The 22,964-nt window shown below is 60.6% G+C and carries 18 protein-coding genes; 9 read left to right on the plus strand and 9 right to left on the minus strand.

The features are described from left to right. Positions 1-312 precede the first annotated feature (312 nt). The gene (locus tag Mal65_RS10660; RefSeq protein WP_145297034.1) at positions 313-2,010 is read left to right on the plus strand and encodes a hypothetical protein; all 1,698 of its coding nucleotides are present in this window, start codon (positions 313-315) and stop codon (positions 2,008-2,010) included. A gap of 132 nt (positions 2,011-2,142) precedes the next feature. Further along, entirely contained in the window at positions 2,143-3,882 is a 1,740-nt protein-coding gene (polX, locus tag Mal65_RS10665) for a DNA polymerase/3'-5' exonuclease PolX (protein WP_145297037.1), read from the plus strand. 67 nt (positions 3,883-3,949) lie between these two features. On the opposite strand, the gene pyrH is transcribed toward polX, so the two are convergent. The 4 genes from pyrH to Mal65_RS10685 all read right to left on the minus strand — a co-directional run bounded on the left by pyrH (position 3,950) and on the right by Mal65_RS10685 (position 7,980). Beyond that, positions 3,950-4,693, minus strand: a complete 744-nt coding sequence (gene pyrH, locus Mal65_RS10670) for a UMP kinase (RefSeq protein WP_231131339.1) — start codon at positions 4,691-4,693, stop codon at positions 3,950-3,952. Between the two features lie 133 nt (positions 4,694-4,826). Continuing rightward, positions 4,827-5,804 (minus strand): translation elongation factor Ts, encoded by a 978-nt coding sequence (gene tsf / locus Mal65_RS10675; RefSeq protein ID WP_145297040.1) that lies wholly within the window; start codon positions 5,802-5,804, stop codon positions 4,827-4,829. 581 nt (positions 5,805-6,385) lie between these two features. Then, positions 6,386-7,141: a 30S ribosomal protein S2 gene (gene rpsB, locus Mal65_RS10680; RefSeq protein WP_145304835.1), complete on the minus strand. Its 756-nt coding sequence runs from the start codon at positions 7,139-7,141 to the stop codon at positions 6,386-6,388. A 293-nt stretch (positions 7,142-7,434) separates the two neighbouring features. After that, positions 7,435-7,980, minus strand: a complete 546-nt coding sequence (locus Mal65_RS10685; RefSeq protein ID WP_145297043.1) for a hypothetical protein — start codon at positions 7,978-7,980, stop codon at positions 7,435-7,437. Positions 7,981-8,409: 429 nt separating this feature from the next. Between Mal65_RS10685 and Mal65_RS10690 the strand changes: the two genes are divergently transcribed. Then, positions 8,410-9,306 (plus strand): HDOD domain-containing protein, encoded by an 897-nt coding sequence (locus tag Mal65_RS10690; RefSeq protein ID WP_145297046.1) that lies wholly within the window; start codon positions 8,410-8,412, stop codon positions 9,304-9,306. A gap of 25 nt (positions 9,307-9,331) precedes the next feature. Here the strand turns inward: Mal65_RS10690 and Mal65_RS10695 are convergent, their stop codons facing one another. The 4 genes from Mal65_RS10695 to eno form a co-directional block, all read right to left on the minus strand. Next, positions 9,332-10,147, minus strand: a complete 816-nt coding sequence (locus Mal65_RS10695; RefSeq protein WP_145297048.1) for a 3-keto-disaccharide hydrolase — start codon at positions 10,145-10,147, stop codon at positions 9,332-9,334. 144 nt (positions 10,148-10,291) lie between these two features. Continuing rightward, positions 10,292-10,897, minus strand: a complete 606-nt coding sequence (tmk, locus tag Mal65_RS10700) for a dTMP kinase (RefSeq protein ID WP_145297051.1) — start codon at positions 10,895-10,897, stop codon at positions 10,292-10,294. An 11-nt stretch (positions 10,898-10,908) separates the two neighbouring features. Next, positions 10,909-11,502 carry a hypothetical protein gene (locus tag Mal65_RS10705; protein ID WP_145297054.1) on the minus strand — a complete coding sequence of 198 codons (594 nt, stop codon included), beginning with the start codon at positions 11,500-11,502 and terminating at the stop codon, positions 10,909-10,911. Between the two features lie 482 nt (positions 11,503-11,984). Then, positions 11,985-13,271 (minus strand): phosphopyruvate hydratase, encoded by a 1,287-nt coding sequence (gene eno, locus Mal65_RS10710; protein WP_145297057.1) that lies wholly within the window; start codon positions 13,269-13,271, stop codon positions 11,985-11,987. 290 nt (positions 13,272-13,561) lie between these two features. Between eno and Mal65_RS10715 the strand changes: the two genes are divergently transcribed. Both Mal65_RS10715 and rsmA read left to right on the plus strand, forming a co-directional pair. Continuing rightward, positions 13,562-14,188 (plus strand): riboflavin synthase, encoded by a 627-nt coding sequence (locus Mal65_RS10715; RefSeq protein WP_145297060.1) that lies wholly within the window; start codon positions 13,562-13,564, stop codon positions 14,186-14,188. A 57-nt stretch (positions 14,189-14,245) separates the two neighbouring features. After that, a complete protein-coding gene (gene rsmA, locus Mal65_RS10720; protein ID WP_145297062.1) occupies positions 14,246-15,169 on the plus strand; it encodes a 16S rRNA (adenine(1518)-N(6)/adenine(1519)-N(6))-dimethyltransferase RsmA in 924 nt (307 codons plus the stop codon). Between the two features lie 65 nt (positions 15,170-15,234). Here the strand turns inward: rsmA and mfd are convergent, their stop codons facing one another. Beyond that, the gene (mfd, locus tag Mal65_RS10725) at positions 15,235-18,405 is read right to left on the minus strand and encodes a transcription-repair coupling factor (protein WP_390621969.1); all 3,171 of its coding nucleotides are present in this window, start codon (positions 18,403-18,405) and stop codon (positions 15,235-15,237) included. Positions 18,406-18,775: 370 nt separating this feature from the next. Here mfd and Mal65_RS10730 point away from each other — a divergent pair, with 370 nt between their 5' ends. From Mal65_RS10730 to Mal65_RS10745, 4 genes are all read left to right on the plus strand, one after another. Next, positions 18,776-19,816, plus strand: a complete 1,041-nt coding sequence (locus tag Mal65_RS10730) for a Gfo/Idh/MocA family protein (RefSeq protein WP_145297068.1) — start codon at positions 18,776-18,778, stop codon at positions 19,814-19,816. A 578-nt stretch (positions 19,817-20,394) separates the two neighbouring features. Continuing rightward, entirely contained in the window at positions 20,395-20,955 is a 561-nt protein-coding gene (gene frr / locus Mal65_RS10735) for a ribosome recycling factor (protein ID WP_145297070.1), read from the plus strand. A gap of 87 nt (positions 20,956-21,042) precedes the next feature. Next, on the plus strand, positions 21,043-22,110 hold the full coding sequence (floA, locus tag Mal65_RS10740) for a flotillin-like protein FloA (RefSeq protein WP_145304836.1): 1,068 nt from the start codon (positions 21,043-21,045) through the stop codon (positions 22,108-22,110). Between the two features lie 23 nt (positions 22,111-22,133). Further along, positions 22,134-22,586 (plus strand): hypothetical protein, encoded by a 453-nt coding sequence (locus tag Mal65_RS10745; RefSeq protein WP_145297073.1) that lies wholly within the window; start codon positions 22,134-22,136, stop codon positions 22,584-22,586. The last annotated feature ends 378 nt before the right edge of the window (positions 22,587-22,964 follow it).

The following is a 22,964-nucleotide window of genomic DNA, read 5'->3' on the forward strand; positions in this document are numbered from 1 at the left end:
GCGGATCCTACCGGTTGGTTTCAACGCGATCTTCGTCGTGACGGATCGATCAACCCACCAGTTCGACACGCCCACATGAAGTTTCACGGCGACGAAGTTTCACGCGGTAGTGTCACGGGCGGGGCGTGTGGCGCCGGAAAAATCAACGTAACCGGCACCACCCGTGATCGCCGCGTGGGATCCCGAGGCTTTTCCCCCACGACTGCTCAAGTTTCGTTGACTCTTTGATGGTCAAGTCCTCCACTTACACCGAGCCGATGTCGCACCACCGGTTCGTCATCCACTTTTGACTTCGACGCACGGGACTATCGGATGCCATTCCGACACACGAAGATCGCATTGCTTGCCGCCGCACTGACGCCGCTTAGCGGTTCGGTCGCCGACGCATGTTGTCTGACCGATTGGCTGTACGGTCGACCCACGCCGGTGTACGCCGCCGGATACGCGGGGTATCCCACCTACACCGCCGCTCGACCCCCAGGCAGTTTGCCGATCGCCACGCCTGTTGTCGGCCAACCCGCGTACAACGCCCAGACGTCGTACATGCTGCCGATCACCACACCGACGGCTTCGGCGTATTCGCTGCAGCGGCCGACGTACTCGATCGATAACCCTTCGGTCTACACCGGCCAGCCCGTCACGTCGGCTTACACCGCCAACTCGGTTCCCTTGTCGACCTATCGCGGCGCGACAACAACGTCCAACCCGATCTATGGAACGGGCAACGTTTATCCGACCAACTACCAAGCACGGACCAGTTACCAGGTTCCGGTGACCACGTTGCCGCCGACGGTCAACAGTGGCGCCGCAGGTGTGGTTCCGGTTCCGCCCAGCGCGCTGCCGGCAACCGGTGTCGCGCCGGTCTACGCGACTCCGGTGCAACCACGTGAATCGGGACTGCGTCGGTTCTTCAGCAACCTGTTTGGGACGAACTATCGCAGTTCGTACTATCCGGCACCCGTGACGTACTACCGTCCGGCGACGACCGTCGATCCGATCACCGGGACCACGGTGACCATTCAGCAAGGCTGTGCATCGACCGTCCAACAGCTTCAACGGACGCCCTACAATTCGCTGCAAGCTCCGATGGGCGGCGCGACGACCACCGTGTTGCCGCCACCGACCACGATCGTGCCGTCGACCGGTGGGACCTGCCAAACGACGCCCGGCTATGGCGGCAACATTGGACAAGTCGGCGGGTATAGCAGCCCCGGCTACAACGTTGCACCGATTCCATCGACCTCGGCTCCGCTGACCGGTTCGCCGCTGACAGGTTCAGCCGCGATGGGCACGTCTCCGGCCGCTTCGGCCGATCTGCAGCCGATGACCCAGCCCAGTTTGAATGGTGCCGCACCACAGGGTTCCGCCGCCACCGACAACCGTTACGGATCGGGATACGCACCGTCGACCAGCGTCCCGCCGGTCGGTTCCGATGGCGTTCCCGCCGACGGCCAATGGCGGCTGAAAAGCAGCAGCGATCCGGAAGCGAGTCGCCGACTGGACGCTGCCGCCGGACAAACCGCATTGCCGCCGACGGTGCCTTCGACCGTGCCCAGTGCATCGGCCGATCTGAACAACACCAGCATGTCCCCCACCACGCGATACGGCGCTGTGCAGCCGATTCCGGCGCCGCCGTCGTACCGCAGCAATGCCGCGGCGCGACCTTCGACCGCCCCGTCGACGTCGGCGGGGATGCGTTCATCGGGCGGGTTCGGACCGACCGCACCGCCGCTGACGCGTCCCAATGGATCGGCCAGTCCGTCCGCCGGCCAGTCGACCAGTGGATACGGCGACACGTTTACCGCACGACCGTCACCGGGCAGCAACCAACGCCCGACGGTCACCGTGCCGGTTCGCGAAGCGTCGATGGAATCGAATTATCGATCCGGCATTGTCACGCCGCAGCCCCAAGGCCGGGCCGCCGCAGATCGCTACGAAGTGGCGCGTCCGACCGCGCCGCCGACCGGGCAACCCAAGAAGGTCAACAACAAGTGGTACAAGGCCCGTTAGTCCAGGGTCTGTCCGCGACGCTCCGGCGTCGTAAACTGCCATGCTGAACCCATCGGCCGGCACCGCGTGCATCCTTGCCGCAGTGTCGGCCGTTTTTCGAACCAGCCGCTAGGGCAGACGACGGACAACAGCATGGACAACGCAGGCATCGCGGCCGCATTCGACGAAATCGCGGAGCTGATGGAATTCCGCGGCGAAAACCCGTTCCGCATCCGAGCCTATTCCAACGGGGCGCGAGCGATTCGCGATCTGGACGAATCCGTCCAGTCGATTCTTGCCGATCCCGATCGTGATCTGGCGAAAGTCCCGGGAATTGGAAAAACGCTGGTCGAAAAGTGCCAGACGTTGATCGACACGGGGTCATTGCCGGCTTTGGAAAAGCTTCGCGATCAAGTCCCCGATGTGCTGATTCAAATCGCACGGATTCCCGGACTGGGGGCCAAGAAAGCGGTCAAGCTGCAACAGGAATTGAACATCCAGTCGCTGGATGATTTGCGTAAAGCCTGCCAGACCGACGAAGTCGCCAACCTGAAAGGCTTCGGCAAGAAAACGCAAGCATCGATCCTGGACGGTCTTCAGATCGCCCAAGCGTCGGCCGAACGCATCTACTGGTCCGAGGGCGATTCGCTGGCTAGGGCGATCGGTCGGCACATGGAACAGTGCGAAGGGATCGAAACGATGCAGTGGGCGGGCAGCTATCGACGCGGCAAAGAAACCATCGGCGATTTGGACTTGCTGGTCGTCGCCGAAAAAGATTCGCCCGAAAATCGAAACGCGGTGATGGATCACTTCGAAGCCTACGCCGACCGCACCCAAACGATCGGGCGCGGCGAAACGAAGGTGTCGATTCGTGTCGGCAAAGCCTTTCAAGTCGACATGCGAATGGTTGCACCAGAGCAGTTCGGTGCGGCACTGCAGTATTTTACGGGTTCCCAAGCCCACAACATTCATACGCGGCGGTTGGCCAAAGAACGCGGGCTGAAGATCAACGAATATGGCGTCTTTCGCGACGGCGAAGATCAGCCGATCGCGGGAAACACCGAAGAAGGTGTCTATGAAGCCATCGGGTTGCCATGGATTGCACCGGAGCTGCGTGAAGACCGCCAGGAATTCCAGTGGGCGTCGTCCGATCAGTTGCCCGACTTGATCGATGTGGACGACATCGTGGGCGACCTGCACATGCACACCAATGCCACCGATGGTACGGCGACGCTGCGGGAAATGGCCGACGCGGCGATCGAACGCGGATTGAAGTACATCGCGATCACCGATCACAGTCAGCGGGTGACGATGGCCGGCGGGCTGGATCCCGATCGGCTGTTGGAACAATGGGCGATGATCGATGACATTCGGTCGGAATACGACGGACGGTTGGTGATCTTGAAGGGCATCGAATGTGACATCTTGGAAAAGGGCGGTATGGATTTGCCCGATGATGTTCTGGCCCAAGGCGACTGGATCATTGCCAGCGTTCACTACGGACAGAAACAGCCTCGCGACCAGATCACCGAACGAATTTTAGGAGCGATCGAAAACCCACACGTCGACTGCATCGCGCACCCGACCGGCCGTCTGATCAACCGGCGTCCGCCCTACGAAGTCGACATGGACGCGGTGCTGCATGCCGCCAAGGAGCACGACACGATCATGGAATTGAACGCCAATCCGGCTCGTTTGGATCTAAACGATGTGCACGTGGCGGCCGCAAAGAAGTTGGGCGTGCCGATCGTGATCAGCACGGATGCCCACAGCACCGGTGGGTTGGATGTGATGCGGTTCGGGATCTGTCAGGCGCGTCGCGGTGGTCTGACCAAGGACGACGTGGTCAACACGTTGTCGTGGGCAAAGTTTCGCAAGCTTGTGAAGGCTTGAATCGGGAATGCGGCACTGCTTCCGCAGAGCGCAAGGCGATGCTGGGGAGAAGCGAAAGGCCAGGATGCTAGACGCTGATGCGGGTGCCCACGTTGTCGCCGCGGACGGCGCGGACGATGTTGCCGTCGGTTTTGAAGTTGAACACCAGGATCGGTTTATCGTGTTCGCGGCACAACGCGATCGCCGTCGCATCCATGACCCTTAAGTTCTTTTCGACGACTTCTTTGTAAGACAGCGATTCGTACAGAACCGCATGGGGGTTCTTTTCCGGATCATCGCTGTAAACGCCGTCCACTCGAGTGGCTTTCAAGACGATGTCGGCATCCAATTCCAGTGCCCGCTGGGCGGCCGCCGTGTCGGTGGTCACAAAGGGGCTGCCGATGCCGGCGGCCAGCACGATGACGCGTCCCTTTTCCAGATGACGAATGGCGCGCCGGCGGATGAAGCTTTCGCAAACGCGATCGATCCGCAGCGCGGCCATGACGCGAGTCGGGCAACCGATGGATTCCAAAGCGTCCTGCATCGCAACGCTGTTCATCACCGTCGCCAGCATGCCCATGTAGTGGGCGGTGGCTTCTTGGACGACCGCGTTGCTGCCGGAAAACTGGGCGCCACGCAGGATGTTCCCACCGCCGACGACGACGGCGATTTGGCAACCAGATTCGTGGGCCTGTTTGACTTGGGCCGCAATCGCACTGAGTTCTTCACCGCTGATCCCACGCTGTCCCGCGTCGGCCAGGCTTTCGCCGCTGAGTTTCAAAATCACGCGGCGGTATCGCAAATTCGGATCCGACATCGGTTCGCTGGTCATGGTGTGGCGTCACGGAGAAGTTGGTGGAAGAACGATTGCCGACGTCAGATTTCTATCGCCGGTTCGACACGCCAGAGAATTTGAATTGGCGTGTCGAACCTGATCGGATCGGGAGGATCCCGATGCGGTCGAATCAGCCGACGGCGACGCGGCGGAACGCGATCACTTCGGCGTCGGGATGAAATTCCTTGACCGCGGTTTCGACGGTCTTGCTGTCGTCGAGCGCGAAGAACTGGCTAAGCAAGCAGCGTTCTTGGTCCAGCAAGGTGTTGTCGGCGATGAAGCGTTCCAGCTTTCCGGGCACGATCTTGTCCCAGATCTTTTCCGGTTTGCCTTCGGCTTTCAGTTCGGCTTTGATCGCATCCTCGGTCGCCGCCAAGACTTCGGGGGTCAATTGGCTGCGGCTGGCGTACTGGGGCACGTTCTTCTGCGGCTTGCCCAGATTTTCTTTTTCGTTCAGCTCGTTCTCGGCGATGATTTGTGCCCGCAGAGCCTCGGTTTCCTTGGCGACGAATTCCGGATCGAATTCGCTGGGGTGCAAAATCTGCGGCTTCATCGCGGCGATGTGCATGGCAACGCTGCGGAAGAAATCGCTGGCACCGTCTTTGCCGCCGTCCTTGTAAGCGACCAGGACGCCGATCTTGCTGCCGGCGTGGACGTAGGTGGCGATGTTGTCACCTTCGATCACTTGGCAATCGCTGACTTCGATCTTTTCACCGATCTTGCCCGTTTCCTGGACCAAACGTTCGGCCACGGTGTTGTCGCCATAGGTCATCGCGCTGACTTCGTCGGCGGTGGACGCGCCATTGGCCAGGGCGGTCTTGGCGATGTCGGTGGCCAATTCGACGAACGATTCGTTCTTGGCAACGAAGTCGGTTTCGCAGCTAAGTGCCAACACCAACGCCTTGTTGTCGTCGGTCACGATGGCCACGACGCCTTCGTTGGCGTCACGGTCGGCACGCTTTTCGGCAACCTTTTGGCCCTTCTTGCGAAGGTATTCCAGTGCGCCATCGATGTCGCCGCCGGATTCTTCCAACGCCTTCTTGCAGTCCATCATTCCGGCGCCGGTTGTCTTGCGCAGTTCGGCAACCGCCTTAGCAGAAATCGTCATGACTTAATCTTCCTGTGGTTGAATTCAGAGATTGGTCGAGTGAGAAAGTTTGAATGGGGATTGAGCCGCGAATCGGGGCACGGGACCACCGGCGGACGGGCACGAGTGTGGCTGATCAGCCGCGTGTTCTGTGAACGCCGACATTGCGCCGGTCGTCGCGACAGGTGTCTGCACCGGAGCGGCGGCCGTGAAGCACAAATGTCGGGTCAGACGACCGTAACGGCTTGCGGTGTGGGCACCCATGGTGCCGATCCGAGGGCATTGTCGGGTCGGTCGCCAAGTCATGACGACACGATTGCCGCGTGATCGATGCCCCGTCGCGACGCGGAAGAATTTCCGGTCAACGCCGCCAGGTTCGGAGATCCAGTGATCCGGCCATGCGCGGCCCTCGGACGCATGGGCGACCGAGGGGCGTGGGGTGTCTGGACGGACTCCTTCGGCGTTCACGTCAAAGCGCGGAGCGTCGGTATCGTGGCGGTGATTTAAAAAGGACGTCTCGCCGACCGGCGGGGTTCAGACCATCGTTTCGGACGGGGCAAAACCCTGGCCGGCCAGCCGATGGGATCGGCCAAGCCGTTGGCTTACGATTCCGGGGTGGCTTCGGGGGCCGGTGCGGCAGCAGCGGGCTGTGCTTCGGCAGCCGGCTGAGCTTGGCCGGAGGTGGCGGCTTCGGTTTGGGCTTGGCCCTTGCCTTGGTTTACCGCGTCGGCCAGTTGGTGCAGGATCAACTCGATGCTGCGGATCCCGTCATCGTTGCCGGGGATCGGCAAATCGATTTGCGACGGATCGCTGTCGGTATCGATCAGGGCAACCGTGGTGATGCCCAAACGCTTGGCTTCGCGCACCGCGTTGCGTTCCTTGCCGGGGTCGACAATGAACATCGCTTCGGGCAAGCGGTTCATGGTCCGCAAACCATTCAGGTTGCGGTACATCTTGCGGTACTCGCGAGTCAGCGACGACTGCATCTTTTTGCTGTAGTTATTGATTTCATCGCCGCTACGCAGGGTTTCCAATTCTTCCAGACGACCCAGTCGGCTGCGGATGGTACGGAAATTGGTCAACGTGCCACCCAACCAACGTTCGCTGACGAAAGGCATGCCGCAACGCAGCGATTCGCTTTCGATCGCTTCGCCGGCTTGACGTTTGGTTCCCACGAACAGGATCAGACTGCCGCCGGCGGCGACTTGGCTCAGGTATTTCTTGGCCCGCAACAAACCACGCAGGGTTTCGCGGATATCCAGCACGTGGATCTGGTTCTTGCGGCCGAAGATGTACGGTGCCATCTTCGGGTTCCAAAGGCTGGTGCGGTGACCGAAGTGGACACCGGCTTCGATCATGTCTTGGACGAATTTATTGGAAGCAGTCGACAAAGGGATTTCTCCGGGGATTCAGCCTTTCACAGCGGGTTCCAGACCGCGTCCGCTGGCCGCCAAAATCGGCCGTGCGGGGTCCAGGACGTCGTACGTCCTTCGTCCCGATTGCTGCGAAAAATAGAGGCAAAGTGCAAAAAGACGAGGCGGAAGCGTAGCCCGACGCTTGCCAAACGGTCAAGGGCGCCGGATCGGCACTCCGCCACGGGGAATCCCGGCGGTTGGCGGCGGACCTTTGGAGCTGGTTTTGACCGGGGGGCTCAGGCCGCAGGGCTCTGTGTTTTTCGCCGCTCCGCCGACCGGGGGCACTGACGATAGATCAGATAGACCGCGATGATCTGAAGTGCCGCGATCCCCAACGGTGGGATGCCGCGCAGCCACGCCATCGGCTTGGCGATCCAGCCGGGTTCGGCCTGTTCTTGGTGATCGATCCACTGATCCAAGGTTCGGTCCTTGGCGGCGACGGCGCCGTATTGCCAAGCCCAGTCCTCCGCACGTTCCCATCCCCGATTGGTCCGCCGCCAACCCACCGGCGGCACGCTGCGCGGGCTGGATAAATCCGTCGTGTCGCCGGTCTGCGGCGGCATCGCCGGGGCGGAGATTGGCATCGCCGGGGCATCCAATGATGTGCCGGGGACGGATCCGACGGCTTTTTCGGCCTCCGCTTGGGCCTGCGGTGCCGGCGGAACATTGCTGACTTGCGCCGCAATCGACAGGATGGCCATCAGCCCACAGCAGCGGACGCTGCGCAGCAATCGGCGTTTCATCCATTGGCGGTCGTCAGCGGTCAAAGTCAGGCGGATCATGCCAAACGCGATTGCACGCCCCAGGCCGGAACCGCTGCCGCATGTCTTTGGTGGCGACGGAAGTCTTTTCTGGATAAGCGTTTACGTCATTGGCGTTTTCGGCCTTACCGAATTGGCGACCAGAGTGATGATGCGCGGACACAACACCGTGATGTTGCATCGATTCGACAAGGGTGGTCGCATCGCGACAGCAGGCGGGGGGCGGCGGTTCACGCGGCAATGCGGCCGTCGCTGACCCGGTGACGCAAAAACCGCTATGACCCGAACCGGCGGGCCATCGATTCGGCAAAGCTGTCGTCGCTAGGACAACGCGTCGCACGGATGTGACCTAGGTTTTCATCGACGGTTCGCGCCGCGCCGAAACCGTCGTTGTCAATCGGACGATCAGCCCGTCCTTTCGGGGTACTTCAAGTCACGGACCTTTGCCGAATGTCGACCGCCACCCAGAACACGTCGCTTGAAGAAGTCTTCCGCAGCGATCTGCTGCCCGCGCTGCCCACCAGTGCGATCCGGTTGCTTCAGCTTTCGCAACGCAGCGATGCGGGGCCGCCCGAGTTTGCTCGGCCGATCGAAGCCGACCCGGGACTGATGGGACAAGTCTTGAAATTCGTCAACTCGTCGTACTTCGGGTTCAGCCGTGAAATCACCAGCATCCAACAAGCGTTGACTTTGGTCGGCACCCGAGCGATCACGAACTTCGCGCTCTGGAACGCCGTGTTCAGCGTCATTCCGAACCCGAAATTTGGTCCGTTCGATCTGAAAGGCTTGTGGCAAGATTCGCTTCGCCGCGCCGTGTTCGCTCGCAAACTGGGCCGCACGTTGAAGCTGGCCAACGCGGAAGAGTTGTTCGCCGGTGCGTTGTTGCAGGACATGGCGATCCCGCTGTTGTTGAAGGAATTGCCGGCGCAGTACGAAACGCTGGTCGAACGACGCGTCGCCGAAGGCCGACGGCTGAGTGGCCTGGAGCGTGAGATGTTCGGCTGGGACCACGCCGAGGCCGCGGCGATGTTGGCCAAGCGTTGGAATCTGCCCGAAGATTTTGTCGATCTGATCGGCCAGCACACCGAACTGGATGAATTGCTCAGTGGTGGCGAATCGCGATTGCCCGCCGCTTGCGTGGCGTTGGCTTCGATGTTGCCGTCGTGCACCGACGAAGCGTGGACCGAATTCGAGCTATTCCACGCCGGTTTCAATCGCCTGTGCGATTTGGACCTGGACGCACTTGAGGCTCTGTTGACCGAGGTTGATGAGTCGACCGCGGAGTTCGCGCCCCTGTTGAAGTTGCCGACGCCAAAGATGACCCTGGTCGAATTCGTCTCGGCCTAGTCTCTATTCTGCACCCCTCGTTCGGTCAGTTCGGCGGCACGGGAGAAGGAAAAGAGGCCTGACCCCTTATTGTTCGGATGTGGATGTCTTTGAAGCGGAGGTGGATGTCTTGGCCGGGATGGATTTGTAGGCCGATGTGGCCTTTCACGCCGACGTTCAGGCGTCGGTGATCGGCGTCGTCCAGGATGCCGCGGCCGTCCAAGTCCGCGACTTTGATGCCGTTGACAAAGGATTGCACCTGAGTCCCCCGGCATACAATGCGGATGTCGTTCCAGTGATCGGAATCGCCCGCGTGTTGCCACGTCCAACCCTCGGGGGCATGTTCGGGTTTGGCGTTGGCGGGACGTCCAACGTCGGGCCACAGCCAGACTTTTCGACTGCGGGTTTCGTCGTAGATGAATCCGCTGCGCCAGGGACCGGCCGGGTGAATGTCGATCTGGGGGCCGTCCAGCCAAAACGCGTCATCGTCATAACGGCTGCGGACTTGAACACCACTGTTGCCCTTGCAGTCGGCAAAGGTCTGGACTTTCAGTTTCAATTCAAAGTCGTCGTATTCTTTGTCGGTCAACAACCAGATGTAGTGATGCCGATCGGGTGACTTGCCCTGCGCCAAGATCACGCCGTCTTCGACTCGCCAATAACCACGTTTGTCGTTGTCTTCGGGACGACATCGGACGTGCCATCCGGACAGCGTTTTGCCGTCGAACAGCGATTGCCAATCACCGTCGTCCGCCGACGCGGGAGTGTAGATGCCAAGGAATGCGGAATAAAACAGCAGGGCCAGCATGACGCCGGACAAGCCACGCGTGATCGATACCGATAATGCCACGGGAAATCTCATGCGTCGAACGAAGGAAACACCATTGCGATGAAGCTATTGTGACATCCCGATGGGCTGGACGAAGTGAACCAAGGCCGGGTGCGTCGATTCGTTCGTCGCCTTATCGATTCGTCCAAACCTTGTCCAAATCGACGCGTCGTTCGATCAGGTCGACGCCTGGGACGCAAACAGCGCCAACACGTCGTCGGTCACCGCGTCGATATCACGATCGGCGTCGATGACGACGTTGCGAGGGCTGCTGTGGGGCAGTTGATCCAGGAACGCTTGCCGGACGGTTTCCAGGTAATCCAGCCCGCGTGATTCCATGCGGTCGGCGGGGCGATCGAGTCGCCGCATCGATGCTTCGGCGGGCATGTCCAACAGGATCGTCACATCGGGGCACAGCCAATCGTTGGCGGCTTCGCCCAGTTTCCACAGCAAGTCCGGCGGAACATCACCTCCGACACTTTGATAGACAACGGTCGACAACAAAAAACGGTCGCTGATCACCCAACGTCCTGCGTCCAGAGCGGGGCGGATGATGGTTTCCACCATTTCACAGCGGCTGGCCATGAACAGCATCGCTTCGGTCCGCCGGTGCATGGTCAGATCACTGTCCAAAAGCAACGATCGCAACTTGGATCCGATGTCCGTGCTGCCGGGATCACGCACGGTCAACACGTCCTGCCCCAGCGATGTCAGGTGTTCTGCCAAGCGGGCGATCTGGGTGGATTTTCCGACACCGTCGATGCCGTCAAGAGTGATGAACATAGGCGATGTGATCAGTAACCGGCGTTTGCACCGGAGAATTGAGTGGAATAGGAATCCGCACCTCCCGTGATCGGGAAATGAGCGTAATCGATGACTTTCCAGTCACCTTTGCCGTCGTCACCGTCACCGACCTTGACGAATTTCAACACCAATCGGCGGACGACACGAACGTTTTGCAGCGCGCCGCTGCGTTCACTGACGTCGACTTTGACCGACAGTTCAACCTCGGCCTCCGGCGGAAAGCTGTTTTTGATCAGATCGACCCGGCGCAATTGATTGACTCGCGCCATGCTGAAACGGTATCGCGACAATTCATCGGCGGCGCGGCGCCGCAGCGACTCGCTGCGAAGGTAAGAAACGGCGGTGTCGACGTCGTTGTTTTCCACCGCCTCGGCGACTTCGTAAACGATTTGTTCGATCTGTTCACGGTCGGTGACCAAGACGTCCGCCAGGTAGCCGGCTGCCGGGACCAGGCAGGCACCGATGATGGCGGCAATCAATACGTCACGGCGCCCAGTCTTCAGCCAGGCGGCGACGCATGCGGCGACGACGATCCCCAGCATCGCCATCGTCATCAATGGGCGTTCGGCAAGCGTTTGATACATCGGCAGTCGACGCGGGAAAAGAAGAAGCGTTCAGACATTTGTATCGTAACGGACCGCCCATCGTCGGCTTTCGCTCCGCGAAAGTTAGCGTTCGGCGGGCCCTCCCCGGAATCTCGTTCCTCGATTCCGACCCTCCCGCAAGGCGGGAGGGTGAAGTGCACGTCTTAGCCGAACATGCCAGCGTCGGGTGCAGTGCCGAAACAGCGGTACCCGCGGCTAGCGCCCTGCGGCTCACAAAGTCGCCTTTCGCTCCGCGAAAGTAGCGTTCAGTCACGTTGCCGAAACAGCGGTACCCGCGGCTAGCGCCCTGCGGCTCACAAAGTCGCCTTTCGCTCCGCGAAAGTAGCGTTCAGTCACGTTGCCGAAACAGCGGAACCCGCGGCTAGCGCCTTGCGGCTCACAAAGTCGCCTTTCGCTCCGCGAAAGTTAGCGTTCGGTCACATCGCCGAAACGGCGGAACCTGCGGCTCGGGGTCTGTGGCCCTAGCCCTTCAGTTTGGCAGCAAACAGCGGGCCACCGTACAGGGCGTGATCGCCCAAGGCTTCTTCGATACGAAGCAATTGGTTGTACTTCGCCATCCGGTCACTACGGCTGGCCGAACCGGTCTTGATTTGTCCGGTCGACAGAGCCACGGCCAAATCGGCGATGGTCGAATCTTCGGTTTCACCACTGCGGTGGCTGGTCACCGAGGTGTAACCGTTACGGCCGGCCAAATGGATCGCGTCGATGGTTTCGGTCAGCGTTCCGATCTGGTTGACCTTGATCAGGATGCTGTTGCCGATGCCTTCGTCGATCCCGCGTTGCAGCCGTTCGACGTTGGTGACGAACAAATCGTCGCCGACCAATTGAACCTTGTCGCCGATCTTGTCGGTCAGCTTCTTCCAGGTTTCCCAGTCGTCTTCGCTGCAACCGTCTTCGATGCTGCAGATCGGGTACTTGCTGCACCAGTCGGCCAAGAAGTCGACCATTTCGTCGCCCGACAGCTTTTTGCCATCGATCGAGTATTGCTTGGCATCGGCGTCATAGAACTCGGTCGACGCGGCATCCAAAGCGATCCAGACTTGTTCGCCGGCTTTGTAGCCCGCTTGGTCGATCGCTTGCATGATGACGTCCAGAGCTTCCTGGTTGCTCTTCAAGTCCGGCGCGAAACCGCCTTCGTCACCCACGGCGGTGTTGTAACCCTTGCCCGACAAGACCTTTTTCAGGTTGTGGAAGATCTCCGTGCCGCAGCGAAGCGCGTCGCTGAAGCGGTCAAAGCCCAGGGGCATGACCATGAATTCTTGAACGTCGACGCTGTTGTCGGCGTGTTCACCACCGTTGATGATGTTCATCATCGGGGCGGGCAACATGCGGGCGCCGGCACCGCCCAGGTAGCGATACAGTTGTTGGTCGGTCGACGAAGCGGCGGCGTGGGCGACGGCCAGCGAAACACCCAGGATCGCGTTGGCGCCCAAGTTTTTCTTGTTCGGCGTGCCGTCCAGTTCCAACATGCGATGGTCGACGGCGGCTTGGTCGGTCGCGTCCATGCCTTGCAGGGCTTCGGCGATCGTGGTGTTGACGTTTTCAACCGCTTGCGAAACGCCTTTGCCCATGAAGAACGACTTGTCGCCGTCACGCAGTTCCCAAGCTTCGTGGACACCGGTGCTGGCACCGCTGGGCACCGCGGCGCGGCCGACGGCACCGTCTTCCAACATGACGTCACATTCGACGGTCGGGTTGCCGCGGCTGTCCAGAATTTGCCGTGCGTGGATGGCTTCGATCAGAGTCATGGATGCCTCGCGTTTTTTGATGCGGGATGGAGTGGAAAATCCGTGAAATGGTTTGGTCAGTTCGACACGATTGCGTCGCGTCCGCTGGGCTGCCGCGTCGATCGACGCAGGTGGCACATTTCCGCGCCGGCCCTCGTTGTCTTGGGCGGCGGCATTCTGTCCAATCCGACTGCGGATGAACACCCGACGAAACGCCCGAATGTGCCCCAGATGCACTGCCGAGTGTTTTCGCCACGCTCCGTCCCCGCCCCATCCGACCAGCCTTCACACGCAGTTAGGGAATCCAATCGATGTTTACCGGGATCGTCGAATCGCTGGGCCGCATTGCAAAAATCACCGACCAGCCGCCGGGAAAACTGTTTTCGATCGACGCCGGTGAATTGGCCAAAGGGGCGGCGATCGGCGATAGCGTCGCGATCAATGGTTGTTGTTTGACCGTTGTCGCCATCGACGGTGGCGTGTTGGGATTCGAAGCGGGCGAAGAAACCCTGTCCCGAACCAACCTGGGGGCCCAAGAGGTCGGCAGCCGAGTCAACCTGGAACGCGCCCTGGCGGTCGGCGATCGCTTGGGGGGACACTATGTCACAGGTCACGTGGACGAATTGGGCACCTTGCTGGATCGTCGCGAAGACCCGCCGTGGGCTTTTTTAAGATTCGGCGTGTCGAAAAAACTGTCCTCGCAAATCGCCGACAAAGGCAGCATCGCGATCGACGGCGTCAGCCTAACCGTGGTCGACGCGGACCCCGATTCGTTCACCGTCGCCTTGATCCCACACACCCTGGAAGTCACCACACTGGGATTTCGCAACGTGGGCGACAAAGTGAACTTGGAAAGCGATGTGTTGGCGAAGTATGTCCAGCGCAGCCTGATCACCGGTGTCAAAGGCCCCGATGTCCCCGGCGAATCATCCGATTAGTCGACGGACCAAAGAAACAGCGTTTGCGAAACCCCTTCTAAACCCGGAACGAATTTCTTGTCCGAACCGTCGCGTCAAACCGCCACCTATCTGTCACGCCGTCTGACCGCGGCCGGCCTGAAACCGCTGAGCCGTTTCGGCCAGAATTTCTTGATCGATTTGAACTTGGTCGACCTGATCGCCAATTCAGCCGAATTGACCAAGGATGACGTGGCGCTGGAAATCGGCACCGGTGTGGGATCGCTGACCCAGCGGCTGTCGGACCGTGCCGGTGCGGTGTTGTCGGTGGAGATCGACAATCACTTGTTCGAACTGGCCGGTGAAGAATTGGCGGATCGCTCCAACGTCAAACTGATTCACGGCGACGCGCTGAAGAACAAAAACACGCTGCGCGACGAAATCATGTTGAACGTCCGCCAAGCGATGTCACAGCTGGGCGAAAACGCTAGGTTCATGCTGGTCGCCAATCTGCCCTACAACGTGGCGACGCCGATCATCAGCAATCTGATGTTGGAAACGCCGCCGCCGGACCGAATCGTCGTGACGATTCAAAAAGAATTGGCCGATCGCATCATGGCGGTGCCGTCGACCAAGGATTACGGCGCGCTGTCGGTGTGGTTGCAAGCGATCAGTGATCCGACGTTGGTTCGTGTGCTGTCGCCCAAGGTGTTCTGGCCGCGTCCCAAAGTCCATTCGGCAATCTTGCGGTTGGATCTGGATCGCCAGCGCTACGAAAGCTTCGAAGACTTGCGTTACTTTCACGACACCACGCGAGCGTTGTTCTTTCACCGCCGCAAGTTTTTGCGCAGCGTCGTCGTCAGCGCGATGAAAGGCCGGTTGGAAAAGGCGGACGTCGACGAAGTGTTGGCGGACCTGGGCCATGACGAAACGACACGTGCCGAAGCGATGGCCGTGCCCGAAATCGTGCGGCTGGTCGAAGCGATCCGCGTTGCCGAAGACGCCAAATCAGAAAACGTTTGAGCGTCTGGCGTCGAATGAGCGTCTGGCGGCCAATCGCCAAGTTGTCCGGGATATGGCGTCGGGGCTTACCCGTTGAACAGGACCGCACGGGCCAATTGCAGCCACGCTTTGCCCGACCGATCGCTCATGTCGAAATCTTTGGTCGGGATGTACGCCTTGCGTTGGTCGACAATGCGAACCGGAACGGGCGAACGTTCGGCCAATTGTTCGACTTGCCGGCGGTTGCCGTAGTTCAGCACAATGAATCGTGCATCGCTGGTGACTGAATGGATTTGCCACGCGGCCGCATCCAGACGCAGTTCGACCAGCTGTAACATCCGCTCGGCCGGCTGAGGAATCGGCCCGAACCGGTCGACCAATTCTTCTTTGATTTCGTTGATCTTCGCGACGTTGTCGATCTTGGCCATGCGGCGATACAGATCGATCTTGTGACGCAGATCGGGCACGTATTCGTCGGGCAAATACGCTTCGACCGGCAAATCGATGTCCACGTCGGCCGACAATTTGGGCGGCAGCTTTTGGGCTTGCCGAACGGCGTCTTCCAACAGGTGGCAATACAGTTCGTAACCCACCGCGGCGATGTGACCGCTTTGTTGGCTGCCCAGCAGATTGCCGGCGCCGCGGATTTCCAGGTCTCGCATCGCGATGGCAAACCCGGCGCCCATTTGGCTGTAATCTTCGATCGCCCGCAGACGTTTGCTGGCTTCGGGGCTGAGGTGTTTCCGGCGGCTGACCAACAGGTAACAGTACGCTTGGTGTTTGTAGCGTCCGACACGGCCACGCAATTGGTGCAGATCGCTCAGCCCATACTTGTCGCCTTCGTCGATGAACATTGTGTTGGCGTTGGCGATGTCGATCCCGCTTTCGACGATCGTGGTGGCCAGCAACAAGTCGAACTTGTGATCGATAAAGTCGATCATGACTTGTTCCAATTCGCCTTCGCCCATTTGACCGTGGCCGATCCCGATGCGAAGCTCCGGTACAATGTTGCGCAACCGGTCGGCCAGTTCGTGCATGTCGCCGATGCGGTTGTGGACAAAGAACATTTGGCCGCCGCGGTTCAATTCGCGAACCATCGCGCTGCGGACCATCTTGTCGTCCCAGCGGGTGACCTTCGTTTCAACGCTCATCCGTTCGGCCGGCGGCGTTTCCAAGTTGCTGATGTCTCGCACACCGACCAACGCCATGTGCAACGTCCGTGGGATCGGCGTGGCGGACAACGTCAACACGTCGACGTTGTTGCGATGATTTTTCAGACGTTCTTTGACTTCGACGCCGAAACGTTGTTCTTCGTCGACGATCACCAGCCCCAGGTTGGCAAAGCGGACGTCTTTGCCGGCGATCCGGTGGGTGCCCACGATGATGTCGGCTTCACCGCTGGCGATCCGCTTGACCGTCGCGCGGGTGTCGGCGGGCGAAACGAACCGCGACAGCTTGGCGATTTCGATCGGAAATTCCGCCATCCGTTCGCGGAACGTGTTGTAGTGCTGTTCGGCCAGCACGGTGGTCGGCACCAGCACGGCGACTTGGTATCCCGACGTCACGGCTTTGAATGCCGCCCGCATCGCGACTTCCGTTTTGCCAAAGCCGACGTCGCCACAGATCAGGCGGTCCATCGGCCGGGCGCTTTCCATGTCGTCCTTGATCGCTTCGATCGCGGCCAATTGGTCGGGCGTTTCGGTGTAGGGAAAACTGGCGTCGAATTGTTGTTGCCAGGTGTTGTCGGGGTCGAAACTGATCCCGCGGCGGGCTTGGCGTTGGGCCTGCATCTCGATCAGTTCGGCGGCCATGTCAGTGACCGCCGATTCGGCCGCCTTGCGGTGATTGGCCCAAGCCTGGCCGCCGATTTTGGCCAGCCGTGGTCGGGTCTTCGATCCGCCGATGTATTTTTGGACCAGACCGATCCGTGATGCCGGCACGTAGATCTTCGTCCCGCCGTCGTATTCGATGGTCAGGTGTTCGACGTGCTGGCCGTTCTTTTCGATCTGACGCAGCCCGCGATACAGACCGATCCCGTGGGACAGGTGCACGACCAGATCGCCGACTTGCAGTTGCAAGAAATTCTGGATCGGCTTGCCGCGTGCCCGCGTCTTGCCCCGACGCACGGGGCTGCGGTGAAACAGTTCGGCGCCGGTCAGCACCAGCGCGCCGGCCGACGGCAACCGAAAGCCGCCCGACAGGTCCGCCACCGTCATGTGCAACCGGCCTTCGGCGGCGGCGCGAGTGGGCTGTAGCAATTCCGTCAGCCGTTGTCCGTCGGCGGGCGTGTCACCGACGACGATCACGTGATGATCGGCCGCGATCGTGTCGACTTTCTTTTGGGTTTCCGAAAGCTCGCTGGCAAAGCTGTCGGCCGACGCGGCGTCCAGCGACAACAGTTCATCGCCGGTCGCTTCGGGGAAATCGTCGGCCGTGACCACACGGTGGCTGGTCATCGACGCGATCAATTCGTCCATCGTCACGAACCGAGACGGATCGACCACACGGCGCAGCAGTGCATCGGCCGATGACGCACATCCTTGGGGATCAACGACCACAACGACCGTGTCGGCGGGCAAGTAGTCGCTGATCGGGCCCTGTTGTTCGGGCGGCATCGCGGGCGTTTCGTCCAGCGGGTCAGCCGTGGATGCACCGATCGCGGCCAGCTCGATTTCGGTGACCGATTCGATGCTACGCTGGCTGGACAGATCAAACGTGCGGATGGATTCGATTTCGTCGCCGAACCATTCCACGCGAATCGGCAACGGCTGATCCGGCGAATAGATGTCCAGCAAGCCGCCGCGTGTGGCGAACTCGCCGGGGAACTGGACCGCGGTGGTGCCGGCAAAGCCCGCTTCGGCCAGCCAAGCCCGCACGTCCTCCGGTGCAAGCGTCTGTCCGACTTTTAGCGTGCGGGTGCTGTCGGCCAGTTTTTGTGGCGTCGGGACTTTCTGGATCGCCGCGCCGATGAACGCGGTGACCAGCAACGGTTCCGGCGAATCGGCGTCGCGCGAACGAAGACGCTGCAGGACCTGCAGCCGATCGGCAAAGTCGACGTCGCGGATCGTCGCGCCGCTGCCGTCGCCGGCCGACAGCGGCAGCGCGACCGCATCGGTCAGTCCGAATGACCGAGCGTCGGTGGCCACGATTTCGGCGTCGGCCGCTTGGGGCAGCAGCATCAGGATGTGAGGCGTGCTGCGGGCGATCGCCGCGGCCAACAACGCGCGGATGCCGCCCCAAACACCGCCGAAACCCATCGGCTGGTCCGGTTTCAGCCCGCGCATGCGCACACTGACGCCCGCCGCGTCGTCGATCAACGCGGGCAGGTCGGACAGTTGGCGGATGGTCACCGGTTTGCGACGGCCGGTGGTTTTTCCGCGGCGGCTGGTTTTCTTGGCTGCGGTCAAACGATCGCGTCGCTTGAGCAGGGGACGGAAAGGACGCACTGGGTGTTGTGCGAGACAAAAAAAAGTATCGTGTGCGGGCAAGATGCGACACCCGAAAGATGCCGCTTCGCCGAAATCGGCCGGTTGATCGACCGTCGGCGACCGCTTGTCAGCACCCCCGCGATTTGGCGTCGCAATCCTTCCCCCATCCCCTTCCCCAACGAACGGCTTGTCCAGAAACATGAGTATCGGAATCGGAATCGTCGGCGCCGGAATGATCTCCAACTTTCACGCCAAAGCCATCGCCGACGCGGCGGGCTGTCACCTGGCGGCCGTGTGTGATCGCATTCCCGAAGCCGCCACGGCGTTCGCCGAAAAATACGGCTGTAACGGACACGGTTCGATCGAAGCCATGTTGGACGATCCCAGCGTCGATGCGGTCGCGGTTTGCACGCCCAGCGGCGCGCACCTGGATCCTGCGTTGGCGGCCGCCGCGGCGGGCAAGCACGTGATCGTTGAAAAGCCGCTGGAGATCACCACCGAACGCTGTGACCAAATCATTCAAGCGTGCGAAAAGGCCGGCACCAAGTTGGTCGTGACCTTCCAAAGTCGTTTTCATCAGTCCAGTCTGCTGATGAAAAAGGCCGTGGAAGATGGCCGATTCGGGACCGTCACGATGGGCGACGCTTATGTGAAGTGGTTCCGCAGCCAAGAGTATTACGACAGCGGCGCTTGGCGTGGCACGTGGGCGCTGGACGGTGGCGGCGCGCTGATGAACCAAGCCATCCACAGTGTGGACTTGTTGGTCTGGCTGATGGGTGACGTCGAAGAAATCAGCGCGATGACTGGTACGCTGACGCACGAGCGAATCGAAGTGGAAGACGTCGCGGTTGCCACGCTGAAGTTCAAGTCGGGGGCCTTGGGTGTGATCGAAGCCACCACGACCGCGTATCCCGGCGCGCTGAAGCGGATCGAGATCGCCGGCAGCAACGGATCGGCCGTGTTGGAAGAAGAAGACCTGATCCAGTGGGACTTTGCGGACGAAACCGACGCGGACCGTCAGATCCGTGATTCGATGCAAGGCAATACCGAATCCGGCGGCGGTGCGGCCGACCCATCGGCAATCGACCACAAGGGACACACGAAGGTCTATGAAGAATTGGCGGCGTCGATCGCCGAGAATCGAATGCCGTCGATCAGTGGTCAGGAAGGTCGTCGCAGCGTCGAAGTGATCCGCGCGATCTACGATTCGGCTCAGTCCGGTCAACGCGTCAAGCTGTAAGCGACCGTCCGGGACGCGGCCCACAAAGTCGCCTTTCGCTCCGCCGAAAGTAGCGTCCGCCGAATCGGTTCAGGCCAGTCGGCGAAACATCCCAAACCCGCGGCTAGCGCCCTGCGGCTCACAAAGTCGCCTTTCGCTCCGCCGAAAGCAGCGTCCTCCGAATCGGTTCAGGCCAGTCGGTGATTCCAAACCCGCGGCTAGCGCCCTGCGGCTCACAAAGTCGCCTTTCGCTCCGCCGAAAGTAGCGTCCGCCGAATCGGTTCAGGTCAGTCGGCGAAACATTCCAAACCCGCGGCTAGCGCCGTGCGGCTCACAAAGTCGCCTTTCGCTCCGCCGAAAGCAGCGTCCTCCTCCTGCCGATGCCCGGCCGCCGATCCGGCTGGGCAGAGGCCGGCGATTGTGCCGCAGCTTCGCTCGGGGTTGCTCGCTTGTTGACAGCTTGAGTGTCTGCGACAGTGTGCGCTTGATCTCCACGGGCGGATCCCAAGCCGGCGGCGCAATGGGATATATTGACGATCCGCTGCCAAAGCACGGAACGCCCCAGGAAGCCCCCACCACAGGAAGACGACTGAGAAACGATGAGCACCGACGAGATTTTGATGGACGCCGAAGAACGCATGGAAAAGGCGGTCTCCGTGCTGGGCAACAACCTTTCGGGAATTCGCACCGGTCGGGCCACTCCGGGCTTGGTCGATTCGCTGAAGGTCGAGGTGTACGGTTCGCAAACGCCATTGAAACAGCTGGCGTCGATCGGCGTCCCCGAGCCACAACAGATCTTGATCCGTCCCTACGATGCCGGGACGATCAAAGAGATTGAGAAAGCGATCGTCGCGGGCGAACTGGGCCTGAATCCGCAAAGTGACGGCCGCGTCGTGCGGTTGAACGTCCCGCCGTTGTCGACCGAAGTCCGTAAGAAAATGGTCTCTCGGATCAAGGAATTGGCCGAAGAAGCCAAGATTTCGATCCGAAATATTCGCCGTGATGCCAACAAAGCGGCTGACCAGGGCGAAAAGGATAAGGTCATGACCGAGGACGATCGCGACAAACTGAAAGATGACGTCCAGGAGCTGACCAAGAAATTCGAGGCTCAGGTCAACGACTTGGCCAAAGCCCGCGAATCCGAAGTCCTTGAGGATTAACCCACCGTGTTGATGCCGCTGGAAACCGTTTCGCCATCTGTGACCCGCTCGCTTGCCGCGATCCCCGGTTTCGACGTGGCATCGATCATGCCACCGCAAGCCGTTCTGTTCGAACTGGCCCAAGTCAACAACTTGACCCGTGGCGCCCTTGTCGGTGCCCTGGTCCTGTTTGTCATCTTCATGGTGACCTTGTTCGTCTTCGCCAGCTACTTCGGCCTGTGGATCCAGTCCCAGTTGACCGGGGCCGGCGTCTCGATGTGGAACTTGATTGGGATGACCTTTCGAAAGGTCAATCCGCGGTCGATCGTCCGCAGCAAGATCATGGCAACCCAGGCCGGTTTGGATGACCCGGAAATGACGACCGAAGCGATCGAGGCTCATTACTTGGCCGGCGGTAACGTCCAGCAAGTCGTGCGTGCGTTGGTGGCCGCTCGGAAAGCAAAAACGATTTCGTTGACGTTCCGCGAAGCCACTGCGATCGACTTGGCCGGCCGTGACGTGCTGGAATCGGTCCAGACCAGTGTCTATCCCAAAGTCATCGACTGTCCGCCCCGCGGTGCCGCCAAGCCGTCACTGGACGCGGTCGCCAAGGATGGGATTCAGCTGAAGGTCAAAGCACGGGTGACCGTGCGGGCCAACTTGCAACAGTTGATCGGTGGTGCGACCGAAGAAACCATCATCGCACGAGTGGGCGAAGGCATCGTCAGCGCGATCGGTAGCGCCGCGTCGCACAAGAAAGTGTTGGAAAACCCCGACGTGATCAGTAAAGCCGTGTTGGCCAAGCGATTGGACAGCCAAACGGCGTTCGAAATCGTCTCGATCGATATCGCCGACATCGATGTTGGGGCCAACATTGGGGCTCGCTTGCAGGCCGATCAGGCGGAAGCCGACACGCAGGTCGCCCGCGCCAACGCCGAAAGCAAACGCGCCGCGGCAGTCGCCGAAGAACAGGAAATGCAGGCGAAGATCGAAGAAAGCCGCGCGAAGGTTGTCGAATCCCAGGCGGCGGTTCCCGAAGCGATGGCCGACGCGTTTCGAACCGGCAAACTGAATATCCTGGATTACTACAAACTGCAAAACGTCAACGCCGACACGGAAATGCGTAAAGCGATCGCCGGCGGCGGACAACGGGAAACGCCCGAGCAGTACAAGTAGGCTGACCGCCTAGGAGACGTCCGATGGCCGGTGACCTGGAAGACTTTCTGAAACGCGCCGCGGCGAAACGGCAAGCCAAAGCGGCGGCCGCGAAAAATGCGAACCCACGCCCCACGCGGTCCGCGCCGGAGTACACCGACAGTCGCCGCGAACGCGAGACTCGCGAACTGGACGATTCAGATTTGGTCGATGAAGTGATCGTGGGCGAGGTCGTGGAGACGCCTTCGGATCAACAACAGTATCAGGAACGTCGACGTCGGATCGAACAGGCCAAAAAACGGGCGGAGAAGATCGCGGCGGAGACGGCCAAGCGGGCTAAGAAATCGGCAAACGTCGTCGATACCTCCACCGATTCCATCGGCGACGGCAAGGTCGTGGATCCGGACCAGTTGATGGCGATGCTGCGTTCGCCCCAAGGAATGCGCCAAGCGATTTTGCTGCGCGAGATCTTGGATCGCCCCGAACACCGTTGGTAGAAGGCCCGTCCTAACTGGCGGTCGCCAACGTCGCCTTTCGCTCCGCCGAAAGTAGCTGGGCGAAAGGGTGAAGGTGATGCTGGGCTGAATGTGTAGGCGTCGGGCTGCATTGCCGAAATGGGCTAACCCGCGGCTAGCGCCGTGCGGCTCACAAAGTCGCCTTTCGCTCCGCCGAAAGTAGCGTTCGGGAGGGTGAAGGTGATGCTGGGCTGAATGCTTAGGCGTCGGGCTGCGTTGGCGAAATAGCGGAACCCGCGGCTAGCGCCGTGCGGCTCACAAAGTCGCCTTTCGCTCCGCCGAAAGTAGCGTTCGGGAGGGTAAAGGTGATGCTGGGCTGAATGTGTAGGCGTTGGGTTGCGTTGGCGAAATAGCGGAACC

Source organism: Crateriforma conspicua (assembly GCF_007752935.1).
Lineage (GTDB): Bacteria > Planctomycetota > Planctomycetia > Pirellulales > Pirellulaceae > Crateriforma > Crateriforma conspicua.

Excerpts from the sequence above, each read along its gene's own strand:
- Mal65_RS10660 (WP_145297034.1), top strand. The coding sequence starts at position 313 with ATGCCATTCCGACACACGAAGATCGCATTGCTTGCCGCCGCACTGACG.
- polX (WP_145297037.1), top strand. The coding sequence starts at position 2,143 with ATGGACAACGCAGGCATCGCGGCCGCATTCGACGAAATCGCGGAGCTG.
- pyrH (WP_231131339.1), bottom strand. The coding sequence starts at position 4,693 with ATGACCAGCGAACCGATGTCGGATCCGAATTTGCGATACCGCCGCGTG.
- tsf (WP_145297040.1), bottom strand. The coding sequence starts at position 5,804 with ATGACGATTTCTGCTAAGGCGGTTGCCGAACTGCGCAAGACAACCGGC.
- rpsB (WP_145304835.1), bottom strand. The coding sequence starts at position 7,141 with ATGATCGAAGCCGGTGTCCACTTCGGTCACCGCACCAGCCTTTGGAAC.
- Mal65_RS10685 (WP_145297043.1), bottom strand. The coding sequence starts at position 7,980 with ATGATCCGCCTGACTTTGACCGCTGACGACCGCCAATGGATGAAACGC.
- Mal65_RS10690 (WP_145297046.1), top strand. The coding sequence starts at position 8,410 with ATGTCGACCGCCACCCAGAACACGTCGCTTGAAGAAGTCTTCCGCAGC.
- Mal65_RS10695 (WP_145297048.1), bottom strand. The coding sequence starts at position 10,147 with ATGAGATTTCCCGTGGCATTATCGGTATCGATCACGCGTGGCTTGTCC.
- tmk (WP_145297051.1), bottom strand. The coding sequence starts at position 10,897 with ATGTTCATCACTCTTGACGGCATCGACGGTGTCGGAAAATCCACCCAG.
- Mal65_RS10705 (WP_145297054.1), bottom strand. The coding sequence starts at position 11,502 with ATGTATCAAACGCTTGCCGAACGCCCATTGATGACGATGGCGATGCTG.
- eno (WP_145297057.1), bottom strand. The coding sequence starts at position 13,271 with ATGACTCTGATCGAAGCCATCCACGCACGGCAAATTCTGGACAGCCGC.
- Mal65_RS10715 (WP_145297060.1), top strand. The coding sequence starts at position 13,562 with ATGTTTACCGGGATCGTCGAATCGCTGGGCCGCATTGCAAAAATCACC.
- mfd (WP_390621969.1), bottom strand. The coding sequence starts at position 18,405 with ATGGGTTTCGGCGGTGTTTGGGGCGGCATCCGCGCGTTGTTGGCCGCG.
- Mal65_RS10730 (WP_145297068.1), top strand. The coding sequence starts at position 18,776 with ATGAGTATCGGAATCGGAATCGTCGGCGCCGGAATGATCTCCAACTTT.
- frr (WP_145297070.1), top strand. The coding sequence starts at position 20,395 with ATGAGCACCGACGAGATTTTGATGGACGCCGAAGAACGCATGGAAAAG.
- floA (WP_145304836.1), top strand. The coding sequence starts at position 21,043 with ATGCCACCGCAAGCCGTTCTGTTCGAACTGGCCCAAGTCAACAACTTG.
- Mal65_RS10745 (WP_145297073.1), top strand. The coding sequence starts at position 22,134 with ATGGCCGGTGACCTGGAAGACTTTCTGAAACGCGCCGCGGCGAAACGG.